Source organism: Nocardiopsis rhodophaea (assembly GCF_039530945.1).
GTDB lineage: Bacteria > Actinomycetota > Actinomycetes > Streptosporangiales > Streptosporangiaceae > Nocardiopsis_C > Nocardiopsis_C rhodophaea.
Genome location: NZ_BAAAPC010000012.1, coordinates 188,926 through 208,870, shown reverse-complemented (window position 1 = coordinate 208,870; position 19,945 = coordinate 188,926). Strand labels below are relative to the sequence as shown.

Genomic DNA, 19,945 nt, shown 5'->3' with positions numbered 1-19,945 from the left:
GACATCCCGGGCCAGTGGATCCCGGCGCACCCCGCAGCGTCACGCGACGGCCCGTCCTCCACCGGCAGGGGACATAACGGGCGAAGTGCCGGACCGGTCAACAGCCGCACCCCCTGACGAATCGAGGCTAACCCGACAAGCGGCACAAAGGCGGGGGTACGCAGTCTCCGGACCCGTGGAATCCGGCGCGCACCGCAGCGTCACGCGAGGGCCCGTTCCTGCCCGGACCTGGAACATCACGGGCGGAGTCCAGACCAATCACGGACAGCCCCCTACTGACGAATCGAGGTTGGCGATGTACTCAAAACCTTCGTTCTCGAGATCAGGGGCGGAGCGAGCGTGATCACAATCGCAGTGATCTTCAGATGTTAACCCCCGGGGAGGGACATCCTCTCCAACCGTGGTATCCCCAATAGTGGCCAAGGCGTTGACTCTTCCTCACCGTTGGATCCGGAGTTCCAGTGATGGACAAATGATATGAGTCACATGACTCCAGTCGCGTGAGCCGCTATCAGCAAAGACAACACGTGATGCCCCATGTGGGTCCAGTTAGGACGGCATTAGGCCCTGAGGCCCAAGACACCCGGTGCGGCTCACGCGTAGTATCACCCGCTACGCATCACTACGTCCACTGCGAGGGGAAGAGACTCAGATTGCACTGGGTATGGCGGGCAGAGCGCGGCGGTTTCAAATTGGAATATGCTGCCTTGATCTTTGTGGTTGCGACTGTAGTGGCTGCTGTCATGTCGTTCGGACTCCCCACACATATCACTTCCCAAGTAAGCGCGGGCCTATGCCGCATTGCCGGTGACCCTGACTGTGAACCCCTCGATGGTGAAGAGACCTCAACTGGCGCTTCCAGTGATCGACGCGAGAGCGCTTCTGAGGACGGCTCCGACGAGAAGCCTAAAGAAGGATCGCCCAAGGAGGAAAACAGCACTCAAAAGACGGATACCGCTGTCTACGACCCAGCAGCAGCGCAGGGACTCGTAGACGCTCATGCAGCCCTGCAAAAATCAAAGAAAAAGCAGGAGGAAGCAGAATCCGATTACTCCAATCTCGACAAAGAACTACTAAACCTTCTAAGCGAGCTCCTCGGAATCGAAGACGCAAGGAAATGCCTAACCGAAGGCGATATCGTCGCTTGTATCTGGACAGTTGTTGGCTTCACCCCCTGGGGCAAGGGAGCCAAGGTCGTCAAAAAGATCCCCAAAATCGCAAAACTCTTCAGCAGGTGGCGAAAGCTCAAGAAGGCCAAGGAGGCAGCAGATAAGAAATTTCAACAGACAAAGAAGAAGACCGAGAATGCACTGGCAGACTGTGGAGAACCAAAACCAAAGTCGCGCAACTACACCATCGATGCGCGAGTAAAAAGAATTACAAAGATCAGACAAAACCGCAGCAATTTGCAAGAATTGAATCAATCAATATTCAATTCCTACGCCAGCGCCAGGTTTCAATATATCGCCCCACTGAAGGATGACAAGAAACCAAACCTAGACGATCTCCTTGCCCAGGCCGACAAAGAAGGAAAGAGCACTCCAAGCCTCGACGACCTACTGGCGGGGACAGAGGGTACTTGGTGCGAAAATCCTAATCCGGAGTCTAACCCCGGGGAGATAACCCAACTTCACACCGAAGGAGCAATGAATGAACGCACACTGAAGGGACTGAGAGATACAGGCACAGATGATATCATGAAGTCACTTAAGCCTGGTCAAGAGGAATCACTGAAAGTTAGACCAGATGGTACCATAGTCAATGGAAACCACAGAATTAAGGTACTTAAAGAGCGGGGAGTGGACGTCGACTCACTCCCTAGGGAGATTGTGAGGAAACATCTCCCAGAGGATGGATACTGGGATTGAAAACCATGGGCATGCGAGACAGGGCACTTGAAGCATTGAATTCCGAAAGGGGAGTGAAATTCGCGATCGAATTAATGTATGAACTCACAATAGCTTCCCGCTGTTCCAGGGCTGAAGCAGACGGTGACTATAAAACGCTATGCCGTCAACTCACTGGCTACCTCGAATTGCAACACCTCCTAACTGGCCTAATAAAGAGATCAGGGAAAAAGTCCGGCCCACTAGATGTGGACGTCGATTTCCTTGAAATCCTTCGAAACTGCGCCAATAATTATTCAGTAGAGGATGGGCTTTTTGTTTCTATTTACAGCACTTTGGAGCATCTCGAGTAACGTCTCGCCGCCGCAGCCACGCCCGTCAGCGTCACTCCACGCTTACTACGCGCTTAGCCTGTCCGAGGCCTGCTACTGACCCTGGTCACTAACCGACTCCGCCAACTGAAAGTACTGATCACATGCGGCCTTCCCTGTTCACCGTCGACCTGCCAGGCCTGGGGCAGCTGAGTACTATGGCCAGGCCCCGAGGCATGGACTGGCTCGATGATGAGATGAACGCCCTGAGCATCGCTGGCGTCGACGCGTTGGTCTGCGCGCTCACTCAGCCTGAACTCGACGAGCTGGGCCTCGCAATGGAGGCCCGGGCAGCGGTGGCCGCCGGGCTCCAGTTCGATTCCATCCCCATCCCTGACCGCACCGTCCCCGATCTCGCTACGGTCCTGCCCACATTGCGCGGTCTCGCCGAACGGCTACGCCAGGGAGCACACATTGCCATCCACTGCCGCTTCGGGATAGGACGTGCCTCCCTCCTCGGCGCCGCCCTCCTCATCCTCAATGGGGTCGATCCCGACACCGCTTGGAGCCGCCTCGAGCACGCGCGGGGGCTCCCCGTTCCCGACACTCCCGAGCAACGGCAATGGACGGTGAGTCTCCGCGGACAGGCAACCTGAGCCAGGGTTAAACTCATTGGCGATTGACAGATAGGGGAACGGCCCGCCCTAGTTCTCGTCGCCGTCTGGCGCCCGCACCGTCAGGGTGACCTTCCCGCTCTCCCCACCGGCAACGTCCTCGGGAGACTCTGCCTCGGTCACCGCGTCAATCGTGACCGTGTATCCGCTGTCCAGGGAAAACGAGTCTCCTGCCGACCCGGTGACGCCTTCTCCTTTCCCCTCGGGGTCGGACGCCTCAATGATGGAGAGGCTGGCCTCGCCCCCGCCTACATCCTGGACCCCGATGTGCAGGCCCAGCATGCGGCCCTGCGTGCTCTGAGCGATGGTCAGGGTCTGCTCTTCCCCGCTGCGGTACGTGGGTGTGGGGTTAACCGTCCTCGTTGAAGGAGAGGTGTAGGGACGTACCGGCTGTACCGGCTCCTCATCGGACGAACCGCACCCTGTGACCAGGACGAGAAGCAGCAGGCCGACACCGAGCATCGGCCGGTGGAGAGGGCGGTGGGCAGGGTTCGTTGACCACGGGGTGCTTCTACTAGCTGTCATAAGTGTTGATGTCCATGTAGGAGATGTGCTCGTGGAACTGCTCGATCGTCATGGTCACGTGGCTCGTGCCCCACGGATTGTAGAGGGAGACCTTCCCGTCCTTGACTTCGCGCACGATATAGGCATGACCAGGGGCTAGACCACCCTCGTGCGGCTTGAGGTCGTAGAGCTCTCCTTCTGCCTCATCCCGGGGCGGCGTTGCGAAGGTGACCGCCGTTCTCCGCCCGTTCACCAGACCAGCGAGGTCATCCTCGGTGATCTCCTCTACATCGTCATACGTCTTGCTGTCGTTGCCCGTGATCATCTCCATCGCGTTCGAGGCGAAGCCCCCTTCGGTCTCTCCGAAACTGCCCTCTCGCTCGGCGTACGCCTTCTCAAGGATGGCCGGCCACAGGACGTTGTCCTGAGGGGTGGAGAACGCTGGGTCGTTGATCTCGTTGACCACGACATCTGGGGTCACCGTGACCTGCTCGCCGGTGTCGGGGAACGTGACGGTGAAGGTTTTGTTCTCGTTCTCGGTGATCATGTCCTTGATGAGCTCCGGATGCTTTTCAGCGACGGCACCCATTCCGGCAAGGAGCCAGCAGTTACCGAGACCACCCTGGTTGACATGGTCCATGCTCACCTCACCGTCATCTCCCCACAGCCTCCCTTTGGGGAGCGTCGCGAATCCGAGGTCATCAGTCGGGTTGCCGTCCTCCTCGTTGGCGTCGTCGCCTCCGACGTCGTCAAGATCCGGCTCGACCAGGTCGGGATCGATCTCCCGGATCCGACGCAGCGTCTCCAGGTCTGCGTTGAGGAGGATCACCTCGCGTGTTTCGGGGTCGTCGAGGAGTCGTTCCAGTTCCTCGTCGGTGAGCGCCCAGTACGCGGCATTGATCTCCTCTGCCGACATCCCGGCGAAGATCTCTTCTGGATCGTCTGGGCAATCGAAGATGCAGGGAAGCAGGCTGTCATCCTCGTCGAAGTACTCCCGTATCGCTGTCACATCGTCAGTGACGGCTTCGAAGTGCTCTGGGGCTGGGTAGCCCTCCGGTTGTTCATGGGGGGTGAACCCACGATCTTCTGGAGGTGCTGCCGGTGCCGGCGCCCTGACCTCCTCTTCATCACCCGGCTGTGTGCTGTTCCCGGCCGCGTCCGTACCGCCGGGCTCTTCGCCGTTGGCCGGATCGGCACAATCCGCCGAGCCGCCATCCGCCGACTGAATCGAGCACAGGCCGGAGGCGTAAAGGGACTTCGCTCTCTCCGGGATCGAGCCGGCGAACAGAACCGCAGCGACCGCTGCGATCAGGAGGACAACGCCCCCGTATTCGACGAAACTCCCGCCGCGATCCCCCCTACCCCAGTTCCTGTGGGACCACGGATGAAGGGAGTTTGGGGGCATCACACGTCCATGAAGAGTAGCGGGGGATAGGGCTCGGGGGAGTTGCCAGCGCTTCACCCCTGCGCCAAGCTGCGGTTGCATTGCGTCAGACCGAGCCCTGGAACCCTAGCGGACGCACGGTTCGGGCACTTAGGGCCCACAGGCCCAGTTCGAGTCCCCAATGTCTTGGGTCCATGGGTTCGGCAGGTACCAGAGACCATGAGCCGCGTCCGTGCCGACCCACACCACGGCTGGAACACCGCGCGGCGTGCCGACTCAGGCACGGCCATCAGTGGGCTACTTGGTCCCGGCAGAACCCACCCAAGGAAAAGGAGGGCTTCACAGCCACATGAGCCGACAGCACACGCCTTGCCGGCAGCGAAAAGGCACCTCATCCTGGTCAGCCTCATCACGTACTAACCAGGGAACGTTGAAGTAGTGCGCTATTTCGAACCCGAAGACGTCGAACGGGACGCGCTGGAACGCGCGCTGAGACATGGGGGGACCGACGCGATCTGCTCCTCGCTGATCGGCCTGGTGTTCCACGACGGCAACTGGAAGTGGCTCCAGGACACGTGCCTGGGACTACTGACCCACGAGTCCGCGTCTGTCAGGAAATGCGCCGTGACCAGCCTCGGCCACATCGCCCGAATCCATCGGGCCCTGGAGACAGACGTCGTGGTCCCACGTCTCGAAGCCCTGCGCTCCAACACGGAGATCGGCGGCACCGCCAACGACGCACTGGAGGACATCTCCATCTTCCTTGCCTAGTCCTCGAGCCTTCGCGCAGCCTCACGGCGCGTTCTCGTCAACTGCGATCGTGCTCGTTGGTGGTGCTCTGGCGACAGCGGTCCCGGTCAAGTTTCGAAGCCGAGCACGGGCAGGTCGTCGATGCTGATTGGGGCTAGGCCCTCGATCTTGTACCCTTCCACGTCGTGGAAGCACTTCGGGAGACCACCGCGCCGGAGGAAAAACTTCACGGTGGTCCCGTGTATCAGGAAGTCCTCAGTGATGCCGGTAGACATCACCGCTCGCAGGTCCCCGGCTTCGGGCAGGTTCCGCGCTCGAAGCAGGCAAGAACCGGCGAAGAGGAAGCCACGGGCGACGACCTTGCTCAGATAGGTGTGGGGGTCACCGGTGAGGTCTTCGTCGTCGACTCTGATGTCGTTGACGTCGAGCTCGGCTTTCATGAGTTCCTCGGGGTCGGCTCCGGCGAGCCGTGCAGTCCAGGAAGGCGGAGGCCCGTCGGGGGTGAGGACCCCAGAGGAACTTCTCCCCCACTCACCTTCGGCGCATTCGCGTAGATCGAGGGGGAGCCGCGCTTCGCTTATGGGTTCGGCTGCCTCCAGCAGGCGTTTCATTCGATAGTTAGTGATCACGGCCATCGCTCACTGTCACATCCTTTGGCCCCAAGAACCCATCCCGCGGCCATCTCGCTTTCAGGCCCTTGAACGCCTGCTCCGTTCAGCGGCCTCGCTCGCGGCAAGATCCACAGATAATTCGGCGCCGATCCTCGCCTTCACATCTTCGCGTAGCCATCCACAAGCGCGCAGTGTGAGCGCCATGCCACGGCGCCCACACTGCGCCTGCCGGAGCTTCATGACCGGGATTAGGCCACGGGCACGTTCGTGATCGCTTCGAATCCGGGAATCTGCACTGTCACCTCGTTCACGGTGGGGTCGAGCCAGAACGCGAGCCACAGCGTGAGCGACTCATTCGGCGGAACCGTGACCCCTGACCCTTTAGAGGCCAGACACTTCTCATCGGAGCGACGAACGACCGTGTACCGAGTCTGGTCCTGCTCGTCAACTAGCGCGATGTCATTCAGTTGCCCGTCGCGCATGCTGCCGCAGTGGACGTAGGAGTTGAATCTCCCGGCGAGAACGGTCGAATCCTCGTTGGCATGGTTGATGACCCGGTAGCGCAGCCCTGTGAAACCACCGCTGGAGGACCGCTGTACGGATTCGACTGCGACGGTCAAGTCCTTGAAATACCTGGTCTCTTTACCCTCGGCGATGGGTGCGGGTCCGTGCTCGACACTCTCCGCTTCTGGGGTGGGGCTACTCTGCTGGTCTCCGGCCGACGCCTTCTCATCAGTTGCGGGGGCAGCATCGAAGGTGATCGTGACGCGGCGGTTCTTCTGCTTTCCCTCGTCAGTTGTGTTGTCCGCGACTGGCTCTCTCGAGCCGTGCCCCTCCGTCTCATAGCGGATGCCCGACCGCGTCACCAGTTCATCGAGCTTGTCCTGGACCGTCTCCGCCCGGGTCTCGGACAAGGGGAGGTTGTGGGAGTCGCTGCCGGTGTTATCGGTGTGCCCGTCGATCTTCACGAGGTCGGTGCCGGACGCCGAGATCTCCTCGGCCACCTCCTTCAGGGCTTTCTCCGCATCGCTTCGAAGGGTGGCTTTGTCCACGTCGAAAAGAACGTCGGACGCGAGGGCAACGCTGACCTGTTCCCCTGTCTCCTCACGGGTTGACCCGTCCTCCAAGTCCTCTCGGACCGCGAACAGGTCCACGACCTCTGGTTCTAGGTGGTCGTCGCGCAGAGGCTCCGGCGGGGCGCCGCCGTCGGTGACCGGGATGTCATGAACGACGCCGGTGATGGGGTTGACGACGGAGACAGTGTCGACCCCATCGGGAAGTGCGGGGTATCCGGCCCAGAAGTCCATGGTCTGGCCCGGCTCGATTCTCTTCGGGTCCCCGAACTCCTCGTACATCGAGCAGTAGCACGGCCTGGGGCGGTGTGTTTTGTCCTTCTCGTAGCGGATGGGCAGGTACTGTTTCTTGGCTTCCACATCGACCAGGGCGAATCCGGAGACGCTGAGGCTGTCCCCATTTCCGTCGCTGAGGGGGGAGTGGATGCTGACCTCCTCATCCCTGTCATTGGTGACCTGGAATTTGAGGATGGTGGTGTCGTTGTCAGCGTGTTCCAGCGAGAGGATGTCGAGCCGGGTGTCTTCCCCCAGGGAGGTCGGCTCCACGGTCATCGGCAGAACGCTGTCGGCCGCCGAGCTGTTGGTATCCCCTTTGCCGCTCTCGCCACTGTCCTGATCGGTCCCGCCTTCACCAGCCGAAGGCAGCAGACCGCACCCGGCCACCAGGAGCACCGTGCTGAAGGCCGCCAGGTAACGACAGCTGGTCGTTAGCATCCGATATCCGTCCGTTCCATTCAGTAGTCCCACGGAACCTCGCCCTGTCCGACCTGTGTGCACTTCGGGTCGTTCATGTTCAACAGGTCCCCGGCTGACGGCTTGCCGTCCAGCTTCTCTGTGCACATCCACGGCCACCATTGGCCGTCGCCGTCGTAGTACTTGTAGAAGTGGCGCACGTCTGAGGGGACGATCTCGAATGTCTCCGAGGTGGTCCCCAGGTCGGTGCGGATCTCGTAGCCTCCGTCGTCGTCCATGTCTTCGGCTTGGAGGCGGTCGAGGCCGACCGCTCTGATGCCGTGGGTCCCGAACTGCTTGATCGAGCCGACGTCGTCGACGTTCATCGTCACGATCGTTTGGCTCTCGGGCCGGTTCTCCTGCTCGGTGAGGAGGATGAAAAATCCCGCCTCGTCGATCGCCCACAGTTCATCGAAGTCCAGCTGCTCCGGAATGACACGGCCGGTAGCGCTTCCGGTCATGTTGTGGGCGATGATCTTGTCGTCGCTGTTGCGCACCATGTACAGGGCGACCATCCGGCCGGCTCCCATGTGGCTCTCGAGATCGACGTTGGTGAGGACCAGCCGGACCGGCTCCTCGCCCCGGTACACCAGGCCCGGCAGCACGTGCACCTCACCGTCGCAGCCCTCACACCCAGCAGCGGCGATCAGCTTCCGGTCGGCTTCGGGGTCCGGTGTGTAGGCGGCCGATTCGGTGTAGGGATCGTCGCCTCCGCTCTCGCCTGAGGCCCCGCCGTTTCCGGACGGATCGTCTGCTGGCGCCTGTCCACCGCCCGCCCAAGCCGGCAGTGGTGACCCTGTCGCCCGGTAGGTGATGCCTGCTGCCGTCCCCAGGGCAATGATGATCAGCAGTGACAGCGCCGCAGCGCTACCGACCAGGAGGCGTCGTCGCAGACGCCGCCGGGAGGCCTCCCGGAGCGCGGGTCCCCAGTCCAATGTCCCCGAATGCTCGACACCGTTCCATCCCTGATGCAGGACGTGGGTGACGATCGTCGCGCTGTCCCGGGTACTGGTGTCGTCGACGAGCGTGGCCTCAACCGCCAGGTGGGTGAGCTGCTGGAAGAGCTCAGTGGCGTCGGGGCGCTGGTCGGGGTTCTTGCTGAGCGCCCGTGCGACGAGCTCAGCCAGTCCCGGAGGCAAACCCGCGATGTCCGGCTCCTCGTTGAGGACCCGGTAGGTGAGCGTGTTGATGTCTCCCTGGCCGAAAGGACGTCGGCCCGTCGAGGCGAAGGCGACGAGGGCGCCCCAGGCGAAGACGTCGAGTGCTGGGCCGACTGTCCCCTGGTACGCCTCCGGTGCGATCCATCCGGGCGAGCCGACCAGACCGCCCGTGCGGGTGATCGCGCTTTCGTCCACGGCCCGCGCGATACCAAAGTCCAGCACCTTCGGGCCGTCGGGGGCGAGGATGACGTTCGCAGGTTTGAGGTCGCGATGGATGACGCCGGCCGCGTGGATAGCGCCGATGGCCTCGGCCAGGCCCAGCGCGAGCGCGACGACTTCGCCTTCGCCCAGCGGCCCGTGCTGGGTGACATGCGCTTGCAGGGTCGGACCAGAGAGGAAGGGCGCGGCGTACCACGGCTGTTCCGCACGGGTATCAGCGGCGAGCACCGGAGCTATGCAGGTCGCCTTGACGCGGCGCATCAGAGCGATCTCGCGGTCGAAGCGCGACCGGAACTCCGGGTCGGTGTCGAACTCGCCGCGGATCACCTTGACGGCGACTTGCTCCCCGGACCCAGTAAGTCCGGCGTAGACGACGCCCATACCGCCCGCCCCGATGCGGCCGACCAGCCGGTAGGGGCCGATGCTTTGCGGATCGGAGGGTGTGAGGCCGGGCAGTGAAGCTGGCCTGCTGCTCGTGGGGGAAGACACTGATCTCCTGGCTGATGACGATACGAGAGGAACCTCAGGTTAGAGACGTGCGATTACAGATCGGTTCCACACGTCGTGGGAAGCCAGCGCGGGGATCGGTGAACTCGGGGTGAGATTTGAATCACCGCGTTGAGTCATAGTTCACAGATCCTGCACGGCACATTCGCGACCGCATGGTGTCCTGCTATTTCTTCGTCGTAATGAGGAAAGAGGAACCCCGGACATCACGTGGGCGTCGAACTCGATGGCCCGAGCGGCTCACGGAGAACGTATGGAGGAGGACGCAACGTGCGAGGACGCCTGAGAGCGGTCGCAGCCCTGGGCTGCGCGGCAGCACTGCTCACGGGGTGCTCATTGAGCGCCAGCTGGGAAGAGGGCATCAACGGACAGGAGCAGGACTCCGAACATACCGATTACGGCCAGGGGCCCTACGTCCGCGAGGGGCTCTTCGGCGGCCACGCGTTTCCCGCCCGGGTCTCCGTCCAGCACGTCGAGCGGTGGCCGGACCGCAGCGTCCTGCGGTTCACCATGAACACGCTAAAGGAAACCGACAAGTCGTACATCTTCCAAATGAACGCCTTCAGCGGTGGTCTCACCGGCCGCAACTGGGCGTTCTCGCTCGTTGATCCCGTCAATCAGGTCCACTACGCCCCGCTGCTGAACGCTGAGGAGGAAAGCATCGGCAGCCCCATGCCCAACGCCTGGGTACCCGGGGCCGACTACGAGATCGAGGTCCACTTCCCTCCGATCCCCGAAGGCGTGGAACGCCTGTCGGTGCATGCGGTCGGGACCAACGGCGACTTCACCGGCATACCTGTGATCGATGGCGAGCCCCCGGAGAACCCGCCCTCGGACAGCAGCTCCCACGGCGACATCGAACCGGGTGACAACGTACGCATGAAGTTGCGCGACACCGAGATCGCCGGGGACCCCCAAGAACGGGTCAGTGACCTGTACTCGATCACCGACCGCCCTGACATGACGCAGGCCGACAGCCCCGAGGAGACCACCGTCGCGCTCCACAGCGATGTCCTCTTCGAACTCGACAAGGCCGAGCTGACCGACAAGGCCCGCACCGTCTTGGAAGACGTCGCCGAGGAAACGCGGTCCGAAGCCGACCCTTCCCAGCCGCCGATAACCATCGTCGGGCACACCGACGGCCAGGGCTCGGACGAGTACAACCAGGATCTGTCCGAGCGGCGCGCCGAAGCCGTCCACAAGGCCCTGGCCGAGGAGCTGGGCAGCGACTACATCTACAAGACCGAGGGCCGCGGCGCTACTGAGCCCGTCGCCGAGGAGACTGGCGAGGACATCGAGGAGGCCAGAGCCGCCAACCGCCGGGTCGAGATCTCCTACCGCATCCGGCCCGAGGCTGAACAGGGCTCAGCCAGCGACGGTGATGGTGCCAAGGATGGGGGTGGAGACAGGTCCAAAGATTCAGAGACCACCGACGGCCATGCGGCGCCCCCAGCGCCCTTCCGGGACGACGACGGCGAGATCCAAGCGACCGGCAGCGCCGAACTCCTCAACGGCGACGCTGGGTACGAGTTGAACGTGTACCCGATGTACCGCGACGGTGCCTATCTGGTGGGCGTCTACGAGCTGGTCCATGATGGTGGCGAGGGCTCAGTCCCCCACGTGATCGATCCGCTCGCCGACGACCGGCACCGCGGCAGCGACTTCACGGTGATGTCGGTGTCCCTACCGGGGGACGACAAGAACTTGCGGGGTGTTCGGATCGGTCCGGCACCCAAGGACGAGATTGACGACGCGGCTTACATCTCCTCCCGCGGCTACCCCTTCCCGAGCGATGGGGAGAGCCGACGGGTGTTCGCCTACTTCCCCGCGCCCGCAGAGGACGTCACCGAGGTCGACTTGGACGCCGGCCCCTTCGGCGAGTTCCCTGGGATCCCTGTCGCCTGAGGCGGGCTTGTAGCCCCGATCGGAACGGACTACCGGCTGGAGACGTTGGCGGATGATTTGCAGGCTCCAGATAACCAAGCATGAGAGAAAGAGGTAGAGCTATCATCGTGAAATCGGGATCCATTGATGATCTCCTCGGCTGGCTGGCCACGCGGGGCGTTGTGGACGTGGTGGTACCCGGGTACGTGGACCGCACATTGCATGAGGACAAGCCGTTCTTCAACGCCCAGAACTCCAGCCTGTACCTCGACACTGACGAGGGTTTGCTGTGCATTGCCGATCGGAAAACTCACGGCCAGCTACATCTATCCGTCACCGACTCCCTCACTGACGCCAGGACGGAAATCGAGGCCGTTTTGAACCATGACGACGGAGAGGAGTTCCTCCCCCTCTCCCTGGAATGGCAGTTCCTCGCCGACGGGCGCGACTTCAACACCCTGACCCGAGCCAGATACGTGCTCGGCCCCTACTCCCGACCCGACGAGGCCGTCATCGACAGTCTGGAGCTGGTCTTCGACGACTGCTGCTGCCTGTTCATCGAACCGACGTGGGACGGCCTGGTTACTGGCTCTCACGGCTCCTACGAGCACTGGACCAAGTACGTTCAGGGCCCCGCTATGGACCAGCGCCGCGAAGTGGAGTGGCGGCTATCTGGCTCTGTCAGCGGCAGCTGAGAGGCGCCTGGTCTCAGGTTGTCCCTGATAGTGCTCGGGTCAGAACACGTACACCCGAAGGCCCAGGACGACAGCTCGCAGTGTCCTCCCAGAGGAAGGAAACCGGTGAAATACGTCGGCGCCCACTGGAGCGCAGAGTCGGGGCCTACTTGTCGGACCCGCGGGAGTACCTCTCCCCCTTGCCCGAACTATTCCCTGAGCTCCCGGCCGGTGCTCGCGCCTACGCGGCCCATCCTGGCCACTACGACTACTACGCTTCAAACTGCGTCAAGGATCTAAAGCTCAGCCGCGTCGAGATCCCGCACGACCACGATGACGGCTTGCGCATCCGCTTTGCGCCCAATCCCTTCAAACACGACGTCGGTCTGACTGTCACCTACAGAGCCGTGATGTCGTTCACTGTGGAGAACCACGATGGGACCGAACTGGTGGGCCTCGGTGATGTCATGTTGGACGAGGTTCTGCCCCATCCTGACGGCTGCTCGCACGAGACCACCTTCATCGGTGGACGGATCACGGTCGCCTGTTCTGATCTCGTCGCTGAGTGGAAGTCGGCATAGAACCTGGCACTAGCAGCCAGCTCCGTCCGATCACCGGTTGGCAGGAAAATACTGCAGCTCTCCACCGTCGGAGATGAGAAAGGCATTCCAGCGCTCTTCTGGGGGAACGCCGCCATGAAGCGCCTCATGAGGCGCTTCGAGGAGCTCGAAGCCGATCGTGGAGAGGCGGAAGCCGACGTCATTGAACACGGCTCGTGCGATGTCGGCGAGCCATTCGTCGAGGGGGTGCCGCCACACCAACGACTTGAGCCCACCGTCAGGGCCGAAGGGGAAGGCACCGATCCGCGGGTCCACAGCTGTCAGGGCTCCCATGGGAATAAAGAAGCTCAGTAGCTCCGGAACGTCGTCATCATGGATGACGAAGCACCCGCACACGATCCGCTGTCCGCTCGGGTGGCGAACCACCCCCTTCAACTTCCCGGCATCGCGCAGCGACGCCACGGTGCACGGCATCTCCTGCAGCTCGCCAGGTCCGTCATATGTTGCGCCGTAACAGCCGTCAACTGCGGCTGCCCGCCACACAGACGTCAGCAGGCGTTGGAGCCGACCGTCGTCCGTATCGCCGAGTTCGATGTAGATCTCGTAGTGTCCGCCCGACCAGTCCGCATCCGTCATGATCACAGGAACGCTCATCGTGACAGTGAGGTTTTCTCAGCGAAACGCGGGCCAGGAAACCGGGCCAAGTTCGCGAAAGAGACAGGATCAGACATTGGGGAATCACCGCACACAGACGTGAAGCCCCTGATAGGACGGTTCTCTTCCACAAGATCGTCCATTGAACCAGAGGCCTCACGTTGGTCCCCTATTCTGCCACGCTCGACGTCCCCCGCCACGTGGTCGAGTTCCTCGCCCGGCATCTGGCCGCCCATCGCCGCAGAATCGCCACCCCGAAAGGTTCCCGGGCCCTGGGGCCGTTCCGCCAAGCCCTCTTCGCCCTGCGCTGGTTCCGCGAGGCCGGGTGCGTGCACCGCCTGGCTCTGGACGCGGGCATCTCCCAGGCCACCGCCTACCGCTACCTGCACGAGGCCATCGACGTCCTGGCCGACCAGTCCCCCGACCTGCACCAGGTCCTCCAACGGTGCCGCGAGCAGGGCATGGGCCGCGTGGTCCTGGACGGCACCCTCATCGCCTGCGACCGCGTCGCCGGGACCAACGAGACGGGCAACGACGCCTGGTACCCGGGCAAGGCCAAGCACTTCGCCGGGAACGTGCAGTTCCTAACCGCACCGGACGGCGCCCCGCTGTGGGTCGCCGAGGTCGAGCCGGGCTCACGTCATGACCTGGCCTGCGCCCGTATTCATGTGCTGCCCGTGCTCTACCCCGCTGCGGCACAAGGACTGCCCGCCCTGGCGGACGTGGGCTACCTCGGGGCCGGGATCGGAGTCCACACCCCGCTGCGCCCGCACCCGGACATTCCCAGCCCACTGACCACCGACAACCGTGCTCACAACCGTCTCCTGCGCAGCACACGCGCCCTGGGCGAGCGGGCCGCCGCCGAGCTGAAACAGCGCTGGCGGGCTCTCAAACACGTCACCCTGAGCCCGGGCCGGATCGGAGCCATCGCCCAAGCGGCCCTGGTCCTCAACAACGCATGGAAATAGAACTCGCTGAGAAAACCTCAGTGTCTCACCGCATTTGCTCGTGGTATTCATGGGAGCGCCATCCGGTGGAGTACAGCACCTGAATCCAGGGCTCCTCAGCCGACATACTGACGAAGCAAATTCCTCCAGTACCCAAGGCTTGATCAGCATGGATCGGCCAACCCCACACGAGATATCACGACTGCCAACAGACGGAAGATCTTCGCGGAATGGCTTGAAATAGGTCCCCTGCTTCCCTGAACACGTCAGGATGGACAGCTACTGAAATCGGGCGACGAATCGTCGTTGCTATTGATCTTTGATTAGGTGGTTGACGGGATCGGGTCTGGAGTCAGGTGAGCGGATCTGACGAAGCCAGCGAGGACATCCCGGCGTTTCTGGGCTGAGAGCAGATAGGAGCGCATGGCGTTCTCCAACTCATCCAGGCTGCGGTAGGCGCGGTTGGCGATACGCCGTTTGAGCTGGGACCACAGCGCCTCGACCGGGTTGAGCTCAGGGGCATAGCGCGGCAGAAGCACCACGGTCAGCCACTCCCGCGCCCCGAGGCGCCCGCGCAGCCACCTCGTCTTGTGCGAGGCGTGGTTGTCCCACACGAGCACGACGGGCCCGCCGCCGAGCCGCTGGTGCACCCGGTCGATGAGTTCGGGGAAGTCGTAGTGGGTGAATCCGGTGCGCGAGGTGGAGAACACCAGCCGCACCGCTTTGCCCTGGGGTCCGACGCACAGCCACCCGGTCGCATTCACCCTGGCCCGGGGGCCGCGGTTGACGGCGATCAACGGGGTGCGGCCGCGTCGTCCCCAGGTGCGCCGGACCGGCGGGTCGGTGCTGGCTCCGGTCTCGTCGGCGAAGACGATCCAGGCGCGCTGCTGTTCAGCGTGGTCTTTTGGCCTGCGGCCAGGTGGTGGTGCACCAGGTGGCGATCTCCTCCTCGTCGCGTTGGACGGCGCGTGCCGCGGGGACCTGCCAGGAGTAGCCCAGGCGCTGGAGCATGCGCCAGACCCCGGAGGGGTCGGCGAAGGCCGTGTTGAAGTGTTCGCTGATCAGGCGGTTGATTCTGGACAGCGTCCAGATCTGGTCGTCCCAGCCGTGGGCGGCGGGTCCTTGGTCGAGAAGGCGCAGCAGCCGGCGTTCCTGGTCGGCTTCCAGCAGGGTGTCGGCTCCGGCGGGGCGGGCGGCCAGGGCCTGGGTGCCTCCGGTTTTCCACTGCTGGTGCCACTTGTTCACGGCCTGCTTGGTGGCGCCCAGCAGGCGGGCGATCTGGGCTTGGGAGTGGTGGCCGGCCTCGAACAGGGCGGCGGCTTTCATGCGGCGGTCGTGGAGTTCGTCGGGAGTTTTCGGGGCGGGGGGAACCTCCATGCCTTATGACACCCCTGCCGAAGTCCCAGGTCAACCCCAAGATCAAAAATCAGTAGAGCATCTGAACGGCCCACCGGGAGTAGCGCTCTCTGATGTAGGTGACGGCCTCGCCGTTCGGCACTCCGTCCAGAACAGCGAGGCAGGTCAGAGCCGTGCCGTTTCGTCCGAATCCGCCGTTGCAGGCGATCTCGACACGTTCGGTCTCGGCTCGCTCCCATGCTTCGTGCAGCGCCTCGGCGGTCGCCGTTCGGTCGGAGTGCAGCCAGAAATCGGGCCATTTCAGCCATTGGCTTTCCCAGGCGAGCGGCGGCTGATGGCCGAGGAGGTAGGGCGCGAAGGTGGGCATTGGGCCTGCCGGAACGGGGCGCCGTAGTCCGCGGCCTCGGACGAGCCGACCGGAGGCCAGGCGCAGTACCCCCGCCGCAGTGGACTCCCACAGTGTGGTCACGGCGTGAGTGAAGTCCCCCGCCGACCGGTGGGACGCATACAGTGACCGGCGCTTTTCACGTGTCGGTGATCAGGCGATCGGCAATGTCGGACTCGCGGATTATGTGCTGGGCGTACGCGGGGGCACGTCGCCGCGACCGCCATTGACGGACCGGTTACGCTGCTCCCCATGGCGACCTGGGAGGACGTGGAGCGCATCGCGCTCGCGCTACCTGAGACAAGCGAAGGAACCTCGTACGGAAACACGGCGTGGCAGGTCAAGGGAAGAACGTTCACCTGGGAGCGCCCCTTGGCCAAGCGCGACCTGGCAGCCTTGGGCGACGCGGTCCCCACGGGTGCCGTGCTGGCGGCGCGCGTGCCTGACGTCGGCGTCAAGGAGTCGCTCGTCGCCACGAACCCCGACGTCTACTTCACGACGCCGCATTTCGACGGGTACCCGATCATCCTCGTGCAGCTCGACCGCGTCCCTGTGCCTGAACTGGAGGAACTGCTGGTCGAAGCCTGGCTCGAACGAGCGCCCAAGCGGCTCGCCGAGGAGTACGTGCGCGACAGGAGCTGACGAGGTGTGCCGTGCCCACAGCACGGCACACCGGAGGATGACGCCCGCCGACCGGGTCGCCGTGCCCCGCCGGGCACCGCTCCCTCCCCCATCAGGGTCACACCCGCGCCTCCACGGTCTCGGGTTCGGTCTCGGTCTCCATGACGACGGTGCCCGTCGCGCCGTCGATCGTGATCACTTGGCCGGTGGTGATCTCCTGGGTGGCGCGGCGGACGCAGATGACCGCCGGAATGCCGTACTCTCGGGCCACCGTCGGGCCGTGGGCGATGGTGGAGCCGGTCTCGGTCACCAGGCCGCCCGCCGTCATGAACAGCGGGGTCCAGCCGGGGTCGGTGGTCGGGGCCACGAGGATCTCCCCGGGCTCGATGTGCGCCCCGGCCGGGTCGCGGATGACCCGTGCCCGGCCCGTCGCAGTGCCGGGCGCCGCGCCCATCCCGACCAGGGCCCCTTCCTCAGCCGGGGGAGGCGGCACGATGGACTCGATGTCGGTGCCGTCGGACAGCATGGCGGCCGGAACACTAGTACGCCGCAGTTCACGTTCGTGAACGGCCCGGCGCTCCGCGACCAGTTTCCGGTGGTCGGCTCCCTCGTGCACCGCGGCGTGCGCCTCGCGCATTTCCAGGAACATGATGTCGTCGGAGCGTTCGAGCTGGCCGCGTGCGACGAGGTCCTCCCCGATCAGCAGCAGCTGCTTGCGCATCTCGTAGTACGGGATCAGCCAGGTGAACTTGACGAGTTCGCGCAGTCCGGTGAGCTCGCGTGAGCGGTGCATGAGGAAGGAGGCGATGCGGCCGCGAACCGGGCGGCGGCGCCGCGCCCGCCGGGACAGCTCCTCGATCATGGCCTCGGCCTTCGCCGCCGCCCGTTGGAAACGGCGGTCAGGGGCCTGCTCGGGGGCGTCGAGCCGCAGGTAGTTCGCGATCGTCGCGAAGAGCGGCGCGGGGTCCTCACCCCAGCGCGGGACACCGATGTCGACTTCGCCGGCGGCGCGGTGGCCGTAGGTCTCCAGGAACGCGGCCAGCCCGATGTCGGGCAGGGTTCCCTCGCGATACCTGGCCGCGAGTACCTCGGGTCGGGTGGTCAGCAGCAGCTCGCGGTGCTTTGTCGCGTTCTCGGCCAGCCGCCACAGGGCCAGGTCCATCTCCGTGGTGACGTTGTGCGGCATCCCGCCCAGGGTGGTCTCCACCTCTCCCTCGGTAGCGATGCCTCTGAGTAGTGTCGATGGCACCACCGACAGGAGAATCCCGGCGATCGTGGGCCCAAAGGTCTTCAACAGTCCCGGGCTAACGATCATGTCGGCTGACGTCTCCGTGACGAAGCGCAGCCGCTCGGCGGCGGTGGCCGATTGCCCAGGGCCCCGGCTCACACTCCTGACCTCTTCGACGCCACGGAACGCGCGGGCGCGGGCCGCCCGCGGGCGGGCGATGGCATGCGCTACGCCGGCAACCATGGGGGGCGCGAGCCGAAGTGTCACCTTGAGCGCGCTGCTCGCGGAGAAGGGCAGCCCTCGGCGCGGGGCGAAGCGCGCGTCGTCGAGCATCTGCTCGATCGCCGACCGCACTCGTGGCCCATAGATCGCCATGCCCTCGGGGAGGCTGTCTCGGGTCAGCTTGCTGTGCATGACGTCGGTCAGGTCCATGTAGAGCCGTCCGCCGATGACGGTCACAGGCGAGGAGCTGCTGTACGGATCGATCTTTATGCCGTAGTGGCGACACCACCGCGCCAGCATCACCATCATCGTCGACACGCCCATATGGGTGAACGGGCGGAGCATGCCCTGGATGTTGCCGACCTCCAGGTACAGGCGGGGCTGCGGCAGATCGGCGGGCTCAGGAAGCGGGAAAAGCGTGGTGATAGGGCGCGACTGCAGCAGCCAGAGGGTGCCGTCGCCGTCGAACGCGAACTCCACGTCCTGCGGCGAACCAAAGCGCTCCTGGAGGCGCTCCCCGGATTCGCGAAGTTCGTCGAGCTGGGCGAGGCTCAGGCAGCCATTCTCCGCGACAGTCGGCCCCGTACGGCTCAGGACATAGTGGTCGGCGTCGACAGTGCCGTCGACCACCGAGGTCCCCAGCCCGGTGGCGGCGTCGACGACCATCTCGGATCGGCTGCCCGTCAGGGGGTTGGCCGTGAACAGGACACCGGCCGCACGCGCATCGACCATGCGCTGCACCACGACCGCCATGTGAACGCTGTCGTGGTCGATTCGGTTCGCCTCGCGGTAGGCGATCGCGCGCTCAGAGTTGAGCGAGTCCCAGCACCGACGCACGGCGGTGATCAGGTCCTCGGTGCCCTCCACGTTGAGAACGGTGTCCTGCTGGCCGGCGAAACTGGCGTCGGGCAGGTCCTCGGCGGTGGCGCTCGACCGCACCGCGACGCGCCCACCGCCCATGCGCTCATAGGCTTCGACAAGCTCGGCCTCCGGGAGGACACCGGATGTGTGGGAGGCGGTCGTCAGGCAGAAGCCCGGCGGAACCCGTTCGCCCGACGCGACCATCTCACCGAGCCCGGTGGCCTTACCGCCCACCAGCGCGATCATGCTGGCGTCGATCTCAGTCAGGCTGATCACGTTGTTCATCCCGGAGCCTCCTTGCGGCCTTGGCGAAGATCTCCATGGAGTGGAGAACGACCTTCTGCTCGTCGTGGGTCATATGGCCCCATAGCGCCATCTGCGCCTCGACGCGTGCGACGCTGATTCGGTGCAGGGCCGCTACCCCGCCTTCGGAGAGCCGCACCCGTCTGGCGCGGCGGTCGGCGTCGTCCTCATAGCGCTCGACCAGGCCGCGTCGCACCATCCGGTCCACCAGCCGACTCGTGCGCGACTCCGAGCGGCCGATGAGCGCGGCCAGCTCTTTCACGGTCGGATCGGTGTCCTCGTCCAGCAGACCGCGCTCTCGGTCCAACAGCTGCAGGAGCGCGATGTGGATGATCGACAGGTCGTCGTCCTCCTGCACGCGCAGCAGGCTTGGCATGCTGTCCCGCTGCATCGAACGGATCAGAGCGATCAGGTGCTCGCGATCATCCATATGCTTATCCGCATCTATTGCCTAATCGCAGCCAATTTACTCCTTGGG

General features: G+C 64.0%; 19 protein-coding genes. 8 read left to right on the top strand and 11 right to left on the bottom strand.

Features of this window, described 5'->3' with window-relative positions; translation table 11 throughout:
* Window positions 1–707: 707 nt before the first annotated feature.
* On the top strand, window positions 708–1,868 hold the full coding sequence (locus ABD259_RS15305; RefSeq protein WP_344163170.1) for a hypothetical protein: 1,161 nt from the start codon (window positions 708–710) through the stop codon (window positions 1,866–1,868).
* Between the two features lie 454 nt (window positions 1,869–2,322).
* Entirely contained in the window at window positions 2,323–2,814 is a 492-nt protein-coding gene (locus tag ABD259_RS15300; protein ID WP_425573528.1) for a protein-tyrosine phosphatase family protein, read from the top strand.
* Window positions 2,815–2,862: 48 nt separating this feature from the next.
* Here ABD259_RS15300 and ABD259_RS15295 read toward each other — a convergent pair whose 3' ends face one another.
* Together ABD259_RS15295 and ABD259_RS15290 are read right to left on the bottom strand one after the other, a co-directional pair.
* Complete coding sequence (locus ABD259_RS15295; protein ID WP_344163164.1) at window positions 2,863–3,294, bottom strand: hypothetical protein; 432 nt, start codon at window positions 3,292–3,294, stop codon at window positions 2,863–2,865.
* 52 nt (window positions 3,295–3,346) lie between these two features.
* Entirely contained in the window at window positions 3,347–4,741 is a 1,395-nt protein-coding gene (locus ABD259_RS15290) for a C2 family cysteine protease (RefSeq protein WP_344163162.1), read from the bottom strand.
* A gap of 417 nt (window positions 4,742–5,158) precedes the next feature.
* On the opposite strand from ABD259_RS15290, the gene ABD259_RS15285 reads away from it, so the two are divergent.
* A complete protein-coding gene (locus ABD259_RS15285) occupies window positions 5,159–5,491 on the top strand; it encodes a hypothetical protein (protein ID WP_344163159.1) in 333 nt (110 codons plus the stop codon).
* 86 nt (window positions 5,492–5,577) lie between these two features.
* Here the strand turns inward: ABD259_RS15285 and ABD259_RS15280 are convergent, their stop codons facing one another.
* From ABD259_RS15280 to ABD259_RS15270, 3 genes are all read right to left on the bottom strand, one after another.
* A complete protein-coding gene (locus ABD259_RS15280; RefSeq protein WP_344163156.1) occupies window positions 5,578–6,105 on the bottom strand; it encodes a hypothetical protein in 528 nt (175 codons plus the stop codon).
* Window positions 6,106–6,329: 224 nt separating this feature from the next.
* Window positions 6,330–7,706: an OmpA family protein gene (locus ABD259_RS15275; protein ID WP_344163152.1), complete on the bottom strand. Its 1,377-nt coding sequence runs from the start codon at window positions 7,704–7,706 to the stop codon at window positions 6,330–6,332.
* Between the two features lie 182 nt (window positions 7,707–7,888).
* Window positions 7,889–9,754, bottom strand: coding sequence for a serine/threonine protein kinase (locus ABD259_RS15270; RefSeq protein WP_344163149.1), 1,866 nt, complete (start codon window positions 9,752–9,754; stop codon window positions 7,889–7,891).
* Between the two features lie 288 nt (window positions 9,755–10,042).
* Here ABD259_RS15270 and ABD259_RS15265 point away from each other — a divergent pair, with 288 nt between their 5' ends.
* The 3 genes from ABD259_RS15265 (at window position 10,043) to ABD259_RS15255 (ending at window position 12,911) form a co-directional block, all read left to right on the top strand.
* Entirely contained in the window at window positions 10,043–11,677 is a 1,635-nt protein-coding gene (locus ABD259_RS15265) for an OmpA family protein (RefSeq protein ID WP_344163146.1), read from the top strand.
* A 107-nt stretch (window positions 11,678–11,784) separates the two neighbouring features.
* Window positions 11,785–12,351 (top strand): hypothetical protein, encoded by a 567-nt coding sequence (locus tag ABD259_RS15260; RefSeq protein WP_344163143.1) that lies wholly within the window; start codon window positions 11,785–11,787, stop codon window positions 12,349–12,351.
* Window positions 12,352–12,530: 179 nt separating this feature from the next.
* The gene (locus ABD259_RS15255) at window positions 12,531–12,911 is read left to right on the top strand and encodes a hypothetical protein (RefSeq protein WP_344163140.1); all 381 of its coding nucleotides are present in this window, start codon (window positions 12,531–12,533) and stop codon (window positions 12,909–12,911) included.
* 30 nt (window positions 12,912–12,941) lie between these two features.
* Here the strand turns inward: ABD259_RS15255 and ABD259_RS15250 are convergent, their stop codons facing one another.
* Window positions 12,942–13,544, bottom strand: a complete 603-nt coding sequence (locus tag ABD259_RS15250; protein ID WP_344163137.1) for a hypothetical protein — start codon at window positions 13,542–13,544, stop codon at window positions 12,942–12,944.
* Between the two features lie 161 nt (window positions 13,545–13,705).
* On the opposite strand from ABD259_RS15250, the gene ABD259_RS15245 reads away from it, so the two are divergent.
* Entirely contained in the window at window positions 13,706–14,512 is an 807-nt protein-coding gene (locus ABD259_RS15245; protein WP_344163135.1) for a transposase family protein, read from the top strand.
* A 302-nt stretch (window positions 14,513–14,814) separates the two neighbouring features.
* Here ABD259_RS15245 and ABD259_RS15240 read toward each other — a convergent pair whose 3' ends face one another.
* The 3 genes from ABD259_RS15240 to ABD259_RS15230 are packed head-to-tail and all read right to left on the bottom strand — an operon-like array spanning window position 14,815 to window position 16,316.
* Window positions 14,815–15,366, bottom strand: coding sequence for an IS630 family transposase (locus tag ABD259_RS15240; protein ID WP_344163194.1), 552 nt, complete (start codon window positions 15,364–15,366; stop codon window positions 14,815–14,817).
* Between the two features lie 16 nt (window positions 15,367–15,382).
* Window positions 15,383–15,868: a winged helix-turn-helix domain-containing protein gene (locus tag ABD259_RS15235; protein WP_344163132.1), complete on the bottom strand. Its 486-nt coding sequence runs from the start codon at window positions 15,866–15,868 to the stop codon at window positions 15,383–15,385.
* Window positions 15,869–15,917: 49 nt separating this feature from the next.
* Window positions 15,918–16,316 carry a protein-tyrosine phosphatase family protein gene (locus ABD259_RS15230; protein ID WP_344163129.1) on the bottom strand — a complete coding sequence of 133 codons (399 nt, stop codon included), beginning with the start codon at window positions 16,314–16,316 and terminating at the stop codon, window positions 15,918–15,920.
* 168 nt (window positions 16,317–16,484) lie between these two features.
* On the opposite strand from ABD259_RS15230, the gene ABD259_RS15225 reads away from it, so the two are divergent.
* Window positions 16,485–16,874, top strand: coding sequence for an MmcQ/YjbR family DNA-binding protein (locus ABD259_RS15225; protein ID WP_344163126.1), 390 nt, complete (start codon window positions 16,485–16,487; stop codon window positions 16,872–16,874).
* A gap of 97 nt (window positions 16,875–16,971) precedes the next feature.
* Here ABD259_RS15225 and ABD259_RS15220 read toward each other — a convergent pair whose 3' ends face one another.
* Window positions 16,972–19,449: a PEP/pyruvate-binding domain-containing protein gene (locus ABD259_RS15220; protein WP_344163123.1), complete on the bottom strand. Its 2,478-nt coding sequence runs from the start codon at window positions 19,447–19,449 to the stop codon at window positions 16,972–16,974.
* Window positions 19,424–19,897, bottom strand: coding sequence for a MarR family winged helix-turn-helix transcriptional regulator (locus ABD259_RS15215; RefSeq protein ID WP_344163120.1), 474 nt, complete (start codon window positions 19,895–19,897; stop codon window positions 19,424–19,426). Before ABD259_RS15215 ends, ABD259_RS15220 begins: the two co-directional genes overlap by 26 nt.
* Between the last annotated feature and the right edge of the window lie 48 nt (window positions 19,898–19,945).

Coding starts and splice junctions, on each gene's coding strand:
- ABD259_RS15300 (WP_425573528.1), top strand. CDS start 2,323: ATGCGGCCTTCCCTGTTCACCGTCGACCTGCCAGGCCTGGGGCAGCTG.
- ABD259_RS15295 (WP_344163164.1), bottom strand. CDS start 3,294: ATGCTCGGTGTCGGCCTGCTGCTTCTCGTCCTGGTCACAGGGTGCGGT.
- ABD259_RS15290 (WP_344163162.1), bottom strand. CDS start 4,741: ATGCCCCCAAACTCCCTTCATCCGTGGTCCCACAGGAACTGGGGTAGG.
- ABD259_RS15280 (WP_344163156.1), bottom strand. CDS start 6,105: ATGGCCGTGATCACTAACTATCGAATGAAACGCCTGCTGGAGGCAGCC.
- ABD259_RS15275 (WP_344163152.1), bottom strand. CDS start 7,706: ATGACCGTGGAGCCGACCTCCCTGGGGGAAGACACCCGGCTCGACATC.
- ABD259_RS15250 (WP_344163137.1), bottom strand. CDS start 13,544: ATGAGCGTTCCTGTGATCATGACGGATGCGGACTGGTCGGGCGGACAC.
- ABD259_RS15235 (WP_344163132.1), bottom strand. CDS start 15,868: ATGGAGGTTCCCCCCGCCCCGAAAACTCCCGACGAACTCCACGACCGC.
- ABD259_RS15225 (WP_344163126.1), top strand. CDS start 16,485: ATGGCGACCTGGGAGGACGTGGAGCGCATCGCGCTCGCGCTACCTGAG.
- ABD259_RS15220 (WP_344163123.1), bottom strand. CDS start 19,449: ATGAACAACGTGATCAGCCTGACTGAGATCGACGCCAGCATGATCGCG.
- ABD259_RS15215 (WP_344163120.1), bottom strand. CDS start 19,897: ATGGATGATCGCGAGCACCTGATCGCTCTGATCCGTTCGATGCAGCGG.